At 61.6% G+C, this 12,680-nt stretch carries 13 protein-coding genes; 11 read left to right on the top strand and 2 right to left on the bottom strand.

All coding sequences use genetic code 11. The features are described from left to right. Positions 1 to 13: 13 nt before the first annotated feature. The 3 genes from EYW45_RS19330 to EYW45_RS19320 all read left to right on the top strand — a co-directional run bounded on the left by EYW45_RS19330 (position 14) and on the right by EYW45_RS19320 (position 3,122). A complete protein-coding gene (locus EYW45_RS19330; protein WP_161137027.1) occupies positions 14 to 283 on the top strand; it encodes an HPr family phosphocarrier protein in 270 nt (89 codons plus the stop codon). A 39-nt stretch (positions 284 to 322) separates the two neighbouring features. Further along, entirely contained in the window at positions 323 to 2,032 is a 1,710-nt protein-coding gene (gene ptsP, locus EYW45_RS19325; RefSeq protein WP_161137129.1) for a phosphoenolpyruvate--protein phosphotransferase, read from the top strand. A 187-nt stretch (positions 2,033 to 2,219) separates the two neighbouring features. Next, positions 2,220 to 3,122 carry an alpha/beta hydrolase gene (locus tag EYW45_RS19320; RefSeq protein WP_161137026.1) on the top strand — a complete coding sequence of 301 codons (903 nt, stop codon included), beginning with the start codon at positions 2,220 to 2,222 and terminating at the stop codon, positions 3,120 to 3,122. Positions 3,123 to 3,359: 237 nt separating this feature from the next. On the opposite strand, the gene amt is transcribed toward EYW45_RS19320, so the two are convergent. Next, positions 3,360 to 4,598, bottom strand: coding sequence for an ammonium transporter (gene amt / locus EYW45_RS19315; RefSeq protein ID WP_161137025.1), 1,239 nt, complete (start codon positions 4,596 to 4,598; stop codon positions 3,360 to 3,362). Positions 4,599 to 4,628: 30 nt separating this feature from the next. After that, the gene (locus EYW45_RS19310; protein WP_161137024.1) at positions 4,629 to 4,967 is read right to left on the bottom strand and encodes a P-II family nitrogen regulator; all 339 of its coding nucleotides are present in this window, start codon (positions 4,965 to 4,967) and stop codon (positions 4,629 to 4,631) included. A 390-nt stretch (positions 4,968 to 5,357) separates the two neighbouring features. Here EYW45_RS19310 and EYW45_RS19305 point away from each other — a divergent pair, with 390 nt between their 5' ends. The 8 genes from EYW45_RS19305 to EYW45_RS19270 all read left to right on the top strand — a co-directional run bounded on the left by EYW45_RS19305 (position 5,358) and on the right by EYW45_RS19270 (position 12,634). Beyond that, on the top strand, positions 5,358 to 5,609 hold the full coding sequence (locus EYW45_RS19305; protein ID WP_407924937.1) for an accessory factor UbiK family protein: 252 nt from the start codon (positions 5,358 to 5,360) through the stop codon (positions 5,607 to 5,609). Between the two features lie 192 nt (positions 5,610 to 5,801). Beyond that, complete coding sequence (locus EYW45_RS19300) at positions 5,802 to 7,343, top strand: YifB family Mg chelatase-like AAA ATPase (RefSeq protein WP_161137022.1); 1,542 nt, start codon at positions 5,802 to 5,804, stop codon at positions 7,341 to 7,343. 362 nt (positions 7,344 to 7,705) lie between these two features. Continuing rightward, positions 7,706 to 7,903: a 50S ribosomal protein L35 gene (gene rpmI / locus EYW45_RS19295; RefSeq protein ID WP_161137021.1), complete on the top strand. Its 198-nt coding sequence runs from the start codon at positions 7,706 to 7,708 to the stop codon at positions 7,901 to 7,903. A gap of 17 nt (positions 7,904 to 7,920) precedes the next feature. Continuing rightward, entirely contained in the window at positions 7,921 to 8,280 is a 360-nt protein-coding gene (rplT, locus tag EYW45_RS19290; protein WP_161137020.1) for a 50S ribosomal protein L20, read from the top strand. 76 nt (positions 8,281 to 8,356) lie between these two features. Further along, a complete protein-coding gene (gene pheS, locus EYW45_RS19285; protein WP_161137019.1) occupies positions 8,357 to 9,379 on the top strand; it encodes a phenylalanine--tRNA ligase subunit alpha in 1,023 nt (340 codons plus the stop codon). 10 nt (positions 9,380 to 9,389) lie between these two features. After that, complete coding sequence (pheT, locus tag EYW45_RS19280) at positions 9,390 to 11,807, top strand: phenylalanine--tRNA ligase subunit beta (RefSeq protein ID WP_161137018.1); 2,418 nt, start codon at positions 9,390 to 9,392, stop codon at positions 11,805 to 11,807. 13 nt (positions 11,808 to 11,820) lie between these two features. Beyond that, positions 11,821 to 12,153, top strand: coding sequence for an integration host factor subunit alpha (locus tag EYW45_RS19275; RefSeq protein WP_161137017.1), 333 nt, complete (start codon positions 11,821 to 11,823; stop codon positions 12,151 to 12,153). A 58-nt stretch (positions 12,154 to 12,211) separates the two neighbouring features. Further along, positions 12,212 to 12,634: a MerR family transcriptional regulator gene (locus EYW45_RS19270; protein WP_161137016.1), complete on the top strand. Its 423-nt coding sequence runs from the start codon at positions 12,212 to 12,214 to the stop codon at positions 12,632 to 12,634. The last annotated feature ends 46 nt before the right edge of the window (positions 12,635 to 12,680 follow it).

Genomic DNA, 12,680 nt, shown 5'->3' with positions numbered 1-12,680 from the left:
ACAAACATCGCCCATGCCAACAAAAGAAATCGTCATCAGCAACAAATTGGGCCTGCACGCACGCGCAGCAGCCAAGCTCACCCAGCTCGCCGGTAAGTATTCGAGCGAGATCTTCATTTCCAAGGGCGCCCAGCGCGTCAATGCGAAAAGCATCATGGGCGTGATGATGTTGGCGGCGGGACGGGGCGTTACCGTCAAATTGGATGCATCGGGTATGGATGCCGATCAGGCATTGACCGATATCGAAGCGCTGTTCGACAGCCGGTTCGGCGAAGCGGAGTAGCCCTTGACGACCGCACCCGCGCCCGGTCCCGTCATTTGCCTGAGCGGCAAAGCGGTGGCGCGCGGTTATGCCATCGGACGCGCGGTCGTGTTGGGCGCGGCTGCGCTCGAGGTGGCGCATTACCGAATCGGTGCCGACGATGTCCAGGCCGAACGAGAGCGGCTGACGGCCGCCATCGCGGCGGCGCAGGCGGATATGCACCATATGGCGGCCACACTGCCGGCCGATGCGCCCCGTGAGCTGGGCGCCATGCTGCATGTTCATGAATTGCTGCTGGGCGACCCGTTGCTGGCCGAGCCCGCGTTGGCCCTCATCTCGGAGCGGCACTACAACGCGGAGTGGGCGCTGACCACGCAAGGTCAGAGTCTGGTGCGCCAGTTCGACGACATGGACGATGAGTATCTGCGTGAGCGTGGCGCCGATGTGCGCCAGGTGATCGAGCGGGTGCTGATGGTGCTGTCGGGTTCGACCACGCTTCTGAACGGCGTCGATAACGTCGACGGCGACGATATGCTGGTCGTGGTCGCACATGATATTTCACCGGCGGATATGCTGCGCTTGCGCGGCGGGCGGTTCGCGGCGTTCGTCACCGACCTGGGCGGCCCCACATCACACACCGCCATCGTGGCACGCAGCATGGGCGTGCCGGCGGTCGTGGCCATTGGCAACGTGCGGCAACTGGTGCGCGACGGCGACATGCTGATCGTGGACGGCAGCGAAGGCAGCGTGGTCGTCAATCCATCGCCGGCGATTCTCGCCGAATATCGTGAGCAGCAACGCCGCTACGCCGAAGACCGTGCCGAGCTGGCGCTGCTGCGTGATGAAACCGCCACCACGCTGGACGGCATCACGATTACCTTGCACGCCAATATCGAGTTGCCGGATGAGGCGGCGTTGGCCCTGCAATCCGGTGCTGATGGCATTGGTCTTTTCCGTAGTGAATTTCTCTTCATGGGCCGCCCGGATTTGCCGGACGAGGAAGAGCAGTACGCGGCATATGCCGCAGTCGTGCGGGCCATGGCTGGGCGCTGCGTGACGATCCGCACGCTCGATATCGGATCGGACAAAACGCTGGATGGCGAAGCGACTGTGGCGACCAATCCGGCGTTGGGTCAGCGAGCCATTCGCTATTGTCTGGCACGCCCCGAATTGTTTGCCACGCAACTGCGGGCGATTTTGCGCGCCTCTGCGCACGGCCCGGTGCGGTTGCTGGTGCCAATGATTTCGCACATGCATGAGGTGAAGGCCACCCGGGCAGCGATCGCGTCGGCCAAAAGCGAACTCGATGCGCGGGGGCAGGCTTATGCCGACGAGATCCTGGTAGGCGCAATGGTCGAGGTGCCTGCGATCGCCATCGCGATCGAACCCTTTGCGCAAGCCCTGGATTTTCTGTCGATCGGCACCAATGACCTGATCCAGTACACATTGGCGATCGACCGAGGCGACCACGACGTCAACGCACTTTACGATCCGCTGCATCCTGCCGTGCTGCGTTTGATCGCCCATACGATCAATGCGGGTGAACGTGTCGGCATTCCTGTTGCCGTCTGCGGCGAAATGGCGGGCGATGCCCGCTTGACGCGTCTGCTGCTGGGGCTGGGGCTCACCGAGTTTTCCATGCACCCGCAGCAGTTGCTCGACGTCAAACGCGAAATTCGCAACGCGCACTCCAATGCGTTGCGTGTGAAAGTGGCGGCGATCTTGAATCGTGCGCTGCCGGTCGATCTGGACACGTTCAACGACGCTTGAGCTCATGCAGGCGTGGCGCACATCGGTTGGCAGCTCAGTGCCATCACTTCGAGACCGCATCCATCCCGCGCTTTCACTCGTATAACTCCGCAATTGCGGCGCGATGGGTGAGGGCATCGTGGCACATCGCTTGCGCCATGGCCCGTCGATCCGCGCCATCGCTGTGCGGCGTTTTCCGGGGTGATACATGCGTTCGTTGGTCGTCGTCGTTGCGGCATCCGTTGTGGTTGCCGTTGGGCTCGCAGCCTGTTCTCCACTCAAAACCATCAATCTCGTCACGTCAGAAAGCAGCTTCGTCCGCACGGCCGACATTGCCTATGGCGACGCCTCTGCGCGACAGCAATTGGACGTCTACGTACCCGTGAAAGGGGCCAAGCCGCCTCCTGTGGTGGTGTTTTTCTATGGCGGAAGCTGGACGGGCGGATCCCGCAAAGACTACATGTATGTGGCGGAGGCCCTGGCCGCACGCGGCATCATGACCGTGGTGCCCGATTACCGCCTGTCGCCCGAGGTTGTTTACCCGGCGTTCGTGCAGGATTCGGCGCAAGCCGTGGCATGGACGTTGGATCACATCGCGACCTACGGTGGCGACGCGAATCGCGTTTTTGTGATGGGACACAGCGCCGGTGGCTATAACGCTGCGATGGTCGCGCTGGACGATCGATGGTTGAAGCCCTACGGCAAGTCGCCCGCAGCGCTGAAAGGCTGGATCGGGCTTGCAGGGCCGTACGATTTCCTGCCGATCGTGAACCCCGACATCAAGCCGGCCTTCCTTTATCCGGATACGCCGAAGGATTCGCAGCCGATCGTGCATGCGTCGGCGGCATCGCCACCTGCGTTGCTCCTGGCCGGGAGCAAAGACGATGTCGTGGATCCAAATCGCAATACCGCTCAGATGACCACCTTGCTTCGCTCACGAGGCGTGTATGTGGATGAAGAGATATATGAAGGATTGGGTCACGCCATGATGGTCGGCGTGATCGCCTGGCCGTTGCGCAGCAGGGCGCCGGTGCTGGATCGGGTAGTGGACTTCGTCGAGCGCGATGGCAAGGCGCCGGCCACAGCGCAGATGCCGTCGCCGAAGCAATAGCGATCCGGGGGCACGTGAAAAGAAACGGGACGCCGTACCTGCGTACCAGTGAGACAGAACACGCAATGGCTCATGCGTCGATGAGAGCGAGTGCCTGCCTGGACATGAAGAGCGCAAGTGCTTGCGCCCAGTAAAAAAAGACGTCAGCACAAATTATTGCGGGCATACCGTTTCCGGTATGCCCGCTTCTTTTTCCCCTTGAGGGCACCGGGCTGTCAACCCGGTACAAATCGCAAATTAGCTGTGATAGGCGGACTCACCGTGGCAGGTGATGTCCAGACCTTCGCGTTCCACATCTTCAGGAACACGCAGGCCGCAGACCATATCGGCAATCTTGTAGGCAATCCAGGCCACAACCGCAGACCACACGATGGTGATCAGCACGCCTTCGAGCTGGATCCACAATTGACCGGCGATGGCGCCAACGCTGTCCAGGCCCGGGCCGCCCAGCGCTTTCGCGTTGAACACACCGGTGAGGAGGGCGCCGACAATGCCGCCCACGCCGTGCACGCCGAACACATCCAGCGAATCGTCAGCACGCAGCATGCGCTTCAGACCATTGACGCCCCAGACGCAGACCACACCGGCAACGATGCCGATGATCAGCGCGCCAACCGGACCCACCAGGCCGGCGGCCGGCGTAATGCCTACCAGGCCGGCAACAGCACCGGAAGCGGCACCCAGCATCGACGGCTTGCCTTTGATGCCCCATTCGGTGAACGTCCAGGCCAGGATGGCGCCAGCAGTGGCGACCAGGGTGTTCAGGAAGGCCAGCGTGGCGTTCTCATTGGCAGCCAGTGCCGAACCGGCGTTGAAACCGAACCAGCCCACCCACAGCAACGCGGCACCGATCATGGTCATCGGCAGGTTGTGCGGCTGCATGGCTTCACGGCCGTAGCCCACGCGCTTGCCCACCACATAGGCGCCCACCAGGCCGGCAATACCCGCGTTGATGTGCACGACCGTACCGCCGGCGAAGTCCAGTGCGCCACGCGCATTCAGAAGGCCGGGGTTGGTCGGCGAGATGTACCAGACCATATGGGCGATCGGCAGGTAGGCGAACGTCATCCAGATCGCGGTGAATACCAGCACGGCCGAAAAGCGGGTGCGTTCTGCGAACGCGCCAACGATCAGGGCGCAGGTGATGCCGGCGAACGTGGCCTGGAAGCAGGCGAACGCGATTTCGGTCACGGACCCGGACATGGCGTAGGTGCCATCGGCCGGATTGAACATGCCGGAGAAGAACAGGCGTGAGAAACCGCCAATGAAGGCGTTGCCTTCAGTGAAGGCAAGTGAGTAACCGTAGATGAACCAGAGCACAACCGCCAACGCAAACGTGGCGGTGACCTGCATCAGCACCGACAAAACGTTCTTGCTGCGGACGAGGCCGCCGTAAAACAAGGCCAGGCCAGGCAGCGCCATCATCAGCACCAGCAAGGTTGAGACCATCAACCAACCGATATCAGCTTTATCCATTTTGTCAGGGCTCCAATGCGTCTCTTATGCTTAAAGTGCGGCTTCGCCGGCTTCACCCGTACGGATACGAATGACTTGTTCCAGCGGAGCAATAAAAATCTTGCCGTCACCGATCTTGCCGGTGCGTGCAGCCTGCTCGATGGTTTCGATGGCTTGTTCGACGAGGTTGTCGGGGATGGCGGCTTCTACCCGAAGCTTGGGCAGAAAGTCCACGGCGTATTCCGCGCCGCGATACAACTCGGTATGGCCTTTCTGGCGACCGAAGCCTTTGACTTCCGTAACCGTCAGGCCCTGTACGCCGATTCCCGACAGAGCCACCCGCACTTCGTCCAGCTTGAAGGGCTTGATGATGGCGATGATAAGTTTCATGTTCTTTCCTCTCTCTGGTTTTCACGCTGCCGACCCCAGAAAAGCAATATCCATGCCAAAATTTATGTCGGTTGTTTACGGGATGCGTACGGCCGGCGCAGCCGAAAAATGGTCTGTATTGCACCGACGTGGTGCTTAATGTGGGGCGTCATGCACCATTTCGGTCGTCCCAAATGCCCAGAATCGGGCGTCGGCGTTGGGAGCTTTATTTCCTCGTACCGAATCGCAGGCGCAAACCGGGCGACGCCGGTGTGAGCCGGTGACCGGTTTGGCTTTGATGAGCGGATTCCGCAGGAGCGGGGCGTGCGCCCACGGTTTATTGCGTGTGTGCCACGAGAAGGACGAGCGTCTACACTGATGAGTGTCAATGGAGCATCAAGGATGAACAATATGAACCGAGCCCCCTGGTTGGAAGAGTTTCAGAAGAATTTTTCGGATCTTCTGGCTCGTAGCCCGGCCGCCGACGTCGAGCGCAATGCTCGCGCGATGATGTCGCAAGCCTTTACGAAGATGGATCTGGTCACGCGCGAAGAGTTCGATGTGCAGGTCGATCTGTTGGCCCGTACGCGCGCGCATGTCGACCAGTTGACGGCGCAGGTCGCACAGCTCGAGTCCCGCTTGAGCGCACTCGACAAGACTTGAACGCTGATCGGACGCGATCCCTTTGCGGGTCGCGGCACGTGATCGCACGCAAGCGGGGCGTTTCGTGCGTTGGGTGCATTGGGCGATGTGCTTAATCGCTCCCGCTCAAGTGACGGGATTGACGCACTTTTGCCAATCGCCCGACGCGAGCTGACCATACTGTGACCTTGTTGTTCAACAGGGCACGCAGCAATGAGCCTCGCCATACTTGCCAGCCGTGGATTGCGCGGCCTGGATGCGCCGGCGGTCCACGTCGAAGTGCATGTGTCGGCAGGCTTGCCTGCTTTCTATGTCGTGGGTTTGGTCGACACCGCTGTGCGCGAAAGCCGCGAGCGGGTACGGGCGGCCATTCTGACCTCCGGCTACACGTTTCCTGCCGGGCGCATTACCGTCAATCTTTCGCCCGCCGATTTGCCCAAGGAGTCGTCGCGTTTCGATCTCCCGATCGCGATCGGTATCCTGCTGGCTTCCGGCCAGATTGCGGACGCCCAGGGGCAGGCCCTGGATGCGGCCAACCTGTCGGATTGGGTACTGGCGGGCGAGCTCTCGCTTACCGGCATGCTCGTCGATATGGGCGCTGCGCTGCCGATCGCGCGTGCGGTGGCGATCGAGCGCACAGGCGCCGCGGTACTGCTGCCGAGGGGGAGCGCAGCGGCTGCGGCTTATGTGCCGGGTATTCGCGCATTCGGCGCGGCCTCGCTGGTGGCGGTGGTCGAGCATTTGAGTGGCGTGGCACCGCTGACCCAGGCCGCGCCGTCGGCGCCGCCATCCGAGGATGCTGCGTCGCGGCTTTGTTTGTCTGACGTGCGAGGGCAGGCCGCGCCATGCCGGGCATTGATGTTGGCCGCGGCCGGCGCGCACAGCTTGCTGATGGTGGGACCCCCCGGGTCAGGCAAGAGCATGCTTGCGCAGCGCCTGCCCGGCATTTTGCCGCCGCTGTCGCCGGAGGAGTGGTTGGAAGCGGCCGCGATCGCGGCGCTTAGTGGGCGCCCTATGCCGATGGCGCGGCCTTTTCGAGCACCGCATCATGGCGCGACCGCGGCAGCGCTGGTTGGTGGCGGTGCGCGTCCCATGCCGGGCGAGGTGACGCTTGCGCATCATGGCGTCCTGTTTCTCGACGAATTGCCCGAGTTTCGGCGCGATGCGCTGGAGGCGCTGCGTGAGCCGATCGAATCGCACCAGGTGCATTTGGCGCGCGCAGTCCACCATGTGACCTATCCCGCCACATTTCAATTGGTCGCGGCCATGAATCCCTGCCCGTGCGGATACCTGGGCCATCCGCGGCGCGCCTGCGTGTGCACAGCCGATCAGGTGGCGCGGTATGCGGCAAAATTGTCCGGCCCGTTGCTGGATCGCATCGATATGCGCATCGCCGTGCCCACCCCGGATCCGAGGGCGTTGGCGGTGTGCGGCGAGGTGTCGTCATTGCAGGCGCGGCGTCAGGTTGCCGCGTGCCGCTTGCGCCAGCAGCGCCGGCAGGGCAAACCCAATGCGCAGCTGGATGCGGGCGAATTGGCGGGGCACTGCCCGATGGACGATGACGCGCGGGCGATGTGGTTGGCGGCCACCCACCGCTGGGACTTGTCGCCTCGGGCGGCCCAGCGGGTTGTGCGCCTGGCGCGCACCGTTGCCGATCTGGCCGAGAGCGCCACTTTGCAGGCACCCCACGTGGCCGAGGCACTACACTACCGCCACCGTGAAGCCGGCACGAATCTCGATTCGACAACGCCGTGAAATTCGCTATATAATCAAAGGCTTTCCCGGATTTCGAATCAGGGGAAGAGTGTGGCGCCGAATTGCGGCGTGCACCGATGCGATGCCAGGGTTTGACTACCGCTTGATGATCGAGCGAGGGTTGAGCCGCCAGGGGTCGAGTCGGGTGCCGCGATGCATGCGCCATGCGTTTCAAGCAGGCCCGAAGTTGCAGTACCCAAGAAGTGTTCCCAGGTCACCAAGTTTTGCGTAATCGGCGCGGCGCCGTTCAAGCGTGGATCGTTCTCCCGTCAGGTGAGTGCCATCCCCTCGATCGATGCCCAGCGGCTGCAGCAAGCACCTGAGTGAGCATAAATCAACAACATCCTTAATACGGAATCATCATGCCCAAGATGAAAACCAAGAAAAGCGCTTCCAAGCGCTTTCAGGTTCGCGGCAGCGGATCGATCAAGCGTGGTCAGGCGTTCAAGCGTCACATCCTGACCAAGAAATCCACCAAGACCAAGCGCCAACTGCGCGGATCCACGGCTGTTCACAAAGCTGACGTGGCATCGGTCAAGGCCATGATGCCTTTCGCTTGATCTAACGGAGAAAATATATGCCTCGCGTCAAACGTGGTGTAACTGCCCGCGCTCGTCACAAAAAAGTCATCGCCGCCGCCAAGGGTTACCGTGGCCGCCGTGGTAACGTCTTCCGCATCGCCAAACAGGCGGTCATGCGTGCTGGTCAATATGCATATCGCGACCGCCGCAACAAGAAGCGTACGTTCCGTTCGTTGTGGATTGCGCGTATCAACGCCGCCGTCCGCGAACACGACATGACGTACAGCGTGTTCATCGCCGGTCTGAAGAAGGCCTCGATCGAACTGGATCGCAAAGTGCTGGCCGATCTGGCTGTGCGCGACAAGGCGGGTTTTGCTGCGATTGTGCAGCAAGCGCGTTCGGCTTTGGCTGCTTAAATTAGCTTAGCCACAAGCGTATGACCACAAACGGGGCTTTCATGGCCCCGTTTGCGTTTTTAAGGCTGATAAAACGATGACTGAGTCGGTTGACGACCTGGTAAGCCAGGCGCAGGAACGATTCGCTGAAGCGCACGACGCCGCGGCGCTCGAAAACGCCAAGGCCCGCTTTCTGGGTAAAGACGGCGCACTGACGGTGCTGCTCAAAGGATTGGGCAAACTCGATCCCGAGCAAAAGCGTGAGATGGGTGGCCGGATCAACCAGGCCAAGCAGCAGGTCGAAGCGTTGCTGAATGCACGCCGCACGGCACTCGCCGAAGCCGAGCTGCACGCGCGCCTGACGGCCGAAACGATCGACGTCACGTTGCCCGGTCGTGGCCGCACTGCAGGGGGCATCCACCCCGTGATGCGCACCTGGGAACGTGTCGAAAGCATTTTCCGGTCGATTGGATTCGATGTGGCCGATGGCCCCGAAATCGAAACCGACTGGACCAATTTCACGGCACTGAACAATCCCGAAAACCATCCCGCACGGTCGATGCAGGATACGTTCTACGTCGACATGAACGACGAGAAAGGGTTGCCGCTCTTGCTGCGCACGCACACGAGCCCGATGCAGGTGCGCTATGCGCGCATGCACAAGCCGCCGATCAAGGTGATCGCGCCGGGCCGCACGTATCGTGTGGATAGCGATGCCACGCACTCGCCGATGTTCCATCAGGTCGAAGGCCTGTGGATCGACGAAAACATTTCGTTCGCGGATCTGAAGGGGGTCTACACCGACTTCCTGCGTTGTTTCTTCGAAACCGACGATCTGGTGTTGCGCTTCCGTCCGTCGTTCTTCCCGTTCACCGAGCCCTCGGCCGAAATCGACATGATGTTCACGTCGGGCCCCAATCGTGGCCGCTGGCTCGAGATTTCGGGATCGGGGCAGGTGCACCCGGAAGTCGTGCGCAATTTCGGTCTCGACCCTGAGCGTTACATCGGTTTTGCGTTCGGCTCCGGCCTCGAGCGCCTCACCATGTTGCGCTATGGCGTGAACGACTTGCGCCAATTCTACGAAGGCGATTTGCGCTTCCTCCGACAGTTCAACGAATAAACGGCAGATCATGCAATTTCCTGAATCCTGGCTGCGTACGTTGGCCGACCCCGACCTGTCCTCCGATGCACTCGCGCATACGTTGACGATGGCGGGTCTCGAAGTGGAAGAAACGACGACGGCCGCACCGCCGTTCGAAGGCGTGGTGGTCGCTCGTATCGTCGAGATCGCACCGCATCCCGATGCAGACAAGCTGCGCGTGTGCCAGGTCGATGACGGCACCGGTCCCTTGGTGCAGATCGTGTGTGGCGCGCCCAATGCGGCGGCCGGCCTGACCGTGCCGTTGGCGCGCATCGGTGCTGAATTGCCGGGCGGCATGAAGATCGGCAAGGCGAAGATGCGCGGCGTCGAATCGTTCGGCATGTTGTGCTCGGCGCGTGAACTGGGTCTGTCGCAAGACCACGCCGGTTTGTTGCCGTTGGCCGAGACGCTTGCGCCCGGAACATCGGTGCGCGATGCGCTCGATCTGGACGACACACTTTTCACGCTCAAGCTCACGCCCAATCGTGCCGACTGCCTGTCGATGCTGGGTGTGGCGCGCGAAGTGTCCGCACTCACCGGTGTGCCGCTCAAGATGCCGACGTACACGCCCGTGGCGCCGTCGATCGACGATCGTTTGGCCGTTGACGTCCAGGCGCCCGATTTGTGCGGCCGCTTTGCCGGCCGGGTGATCCGCGGCGTGAACGCGCGCGCGCAAACGCCCGATTGGATGCGGGAACGCCTCGAACGGGCTGGTCAGCGCAGCATTTCGGCGCTGGTCGATATCTCGAATTACGTCATGCTCGAACTGGGACGTCCGACGCACGTGTTCGACCTGGATCGGGTCGCCGGTGGACTCACCGTGCGTTGGGGCAAGGCGGGCGAATCGCTGCTGTTGCTCAATGGCCAAACGGTCGCGCTCGACAGCGATATCGGTGTGGTTGCGGTGGGCGATACGGTGGAAAGTCTGGCCGGCATCATGGGCGGCGATGCGTCGGCCGTGACGCTCGACACGCAAAATATCTATCTCGAAGCCGCCTTCTGGTGGCCCGAGGCCATCGCCGGACGTGCACGCCGATTCAAGTTCAGTTCCGAAGCCAGCCACCGCTTTGAGCGTGGCGTGGATTACGACAGCATTCCCGATCACATCGAACGCATCACGCGTTTGCTGGTGGATATTTGCGGCGGCCAGGTGGGCCCGGTGGACGATCAGATCGTCAATCTGCCCAAGCGCATGCCTGTGACGATGCGCCTGGCGCGTTGCCGCCAGGTGCTTGGCATCGATGTCGACGCTGCAGCCGTGAGCGATATTTTCACTCGTCTGAATCTGCCGTTCGAGAAGCAGGGCGACGCTTTCGTCGTCGCGCCGCCTTCGTACCGCTTCGATATCACGATTGAAGAAGATCTGATCGAAGAAGTGGCACGCGTCTATGGCTTTGAGCGGATTCCCGATGTGCCGCCAGTGGCGCGCGCCAAGATGCGTTCGGAGCCCGAATCGATTCGTCCGGCGCATGCCGTGCGTCGCGTGCTCGCGCTGCAGGACTATCAGGAAGTCGTCAATTTCAGCTTCGTCGAGCGTGCTTGGGAAAACGACTTTGCCGGTAACGACAACCCGATCAATCTGTTGAACCCGATCGCAAGTCAGTTGTCGGTCATGCGCTCCAGTTTGCTCGGCGGCCTGGTGGCCAATATCCGCCATAACGCCAACCGTAAGCAAAGCCGGGTGCGTGTGTTCGAGTTTGGCCGGGTGTTCAGCCGCGACGCGAGCGTCACCGAAGGCGATCTGACGGTTGCCGGTATTCACCAGCCGATGCGCATCGCTGGCGCAGCATGGGGACCGGTGGTCGAAGAGCAGTGGGGCGCCGCTTCGCGCCAGGTCGATTTCTTTGACGTGAAGATGGACGTGCAGGCGCTATTCGGCGCACGTGCGTCGCAGTTGCGTTTCGAAAGCGCGCCGTATCCAGCGTTGCATCCCGGGCGCAGCGCGCGCATCTCGTTGGACGGCCGCGAGATCGGTTGGATCGGCGAGTGGCATCCGCGTTGGACTCAGCAAGCCGAGTTGCAGCATCCGCCGATCGTGTTCGAACTGGATGCCGATGCAGTGATGCAGGGCGCGTTGCCGAAGGTGACGGAGCTGTCGCGTCAGCCTATTGTGGTGCGCGATCTGGCATTGTGGGTCGATGTGTCGGTGGCGGCGCAAGCCGTGCTGGACACGATCGCGCAAACGATCGCACGGATACCGGAACTGGCCATCGTGCAGGACGTGAAGGTGTTCGACGTATGGCGCGACAAGGGCGACAGCGATCAGGCCCGCGCTGAGAAAAGCCTTGCGTTCCGCTTCTGGCTTCAGGACACTGAGGTGACCTTGGACGATGCGCGTGTCGAGGCCAGCCTCGCGCACTTGCGCGACGCCATCATTGCGCAGCACGACGCGCGTCAGCGTATTTGAATCGGGAATGGTGATGCAGACCGAATTGCGTACATTGACCAAGGCCGAACTGGCGGAAATGCTGTTCGAGCGCGTAGGGCTCAACAAGCGGGAAGCGAAGGATATCGTCGATACCTTTTTCGAAGAGATCCGCGATGCGCTGGCGCGCGGCGAGGCCGTGAAGCTCTCGGGTTTCGGCAATTTCCAGGTGCGCGACAAGCCCGCGCGTCCGGGACGAAATCCGAAAACCGGCGAGACCATTCCGATCGCAGCACGACGCGTCGTCACGTTTCACGCCAGCCAGAAGCTCAAAGGCGTCGTCGAGCAGGCACCAGCCGGCGACGACGACACCGCTTCGGGGGAGTGATACTCTTTGTCGGCATTTGTTATCGGTGCGCCCCACCGTGGAGACCTAAAATAGCGTTATGACTCGACCCGAACCTACCGCCACGCCGCTGCCTCCCATTCCCGCAAAACGCTACTTCACTATCGGTGAAGTGTCTGACCTGTGTGGCGTCAAGCCGCACGTTCTGCGTTACTGGGAGCAAGAGTTCACGCAGCTCAAACCCGTCAAGCGCCGTGGTAATCGCCGCTACTACCAGCATCATGAAGTGCTGTTGATTCGCAAGATTCGCTCGCTGTTGTATGAGCAGGGCTTTACGATCAGCGGCGCACGCAATCGCCTGGGCGATGTGCGTGATGCGGCCTACGAGCAGGATGCAGCGGTGCGTTTGTCGCCTGCGGAAGTGCAGTCGTTGCGCGCCGAGCTCGAGGGCATTGCGAACGTGTTGAAGCACGCCGTTGCGTCGTCGCATGCCCGCGATGCGTCGCCCACATCGGCACCTTAAAAAAGTTGCGCGACTTGCGCGCAGCAGTGAATAAACTCTGATATAC

The sequence above is a fragment of the Schauerella aestuarii genome (genome assembly GCF_009866805.1).
Classification (GTDB): Bacteria; Pseudomonadota; Gammaproteobacteria; order Burkholderiales; family Burkholderiaceae_B; genus Schauerella; species Schauerella aestuarii.
The sequence above is the reverse complement of the archived record's forward strand: the minus strand, read 5'-3'. Positions and strand labels throughout refer to the sequence as shown.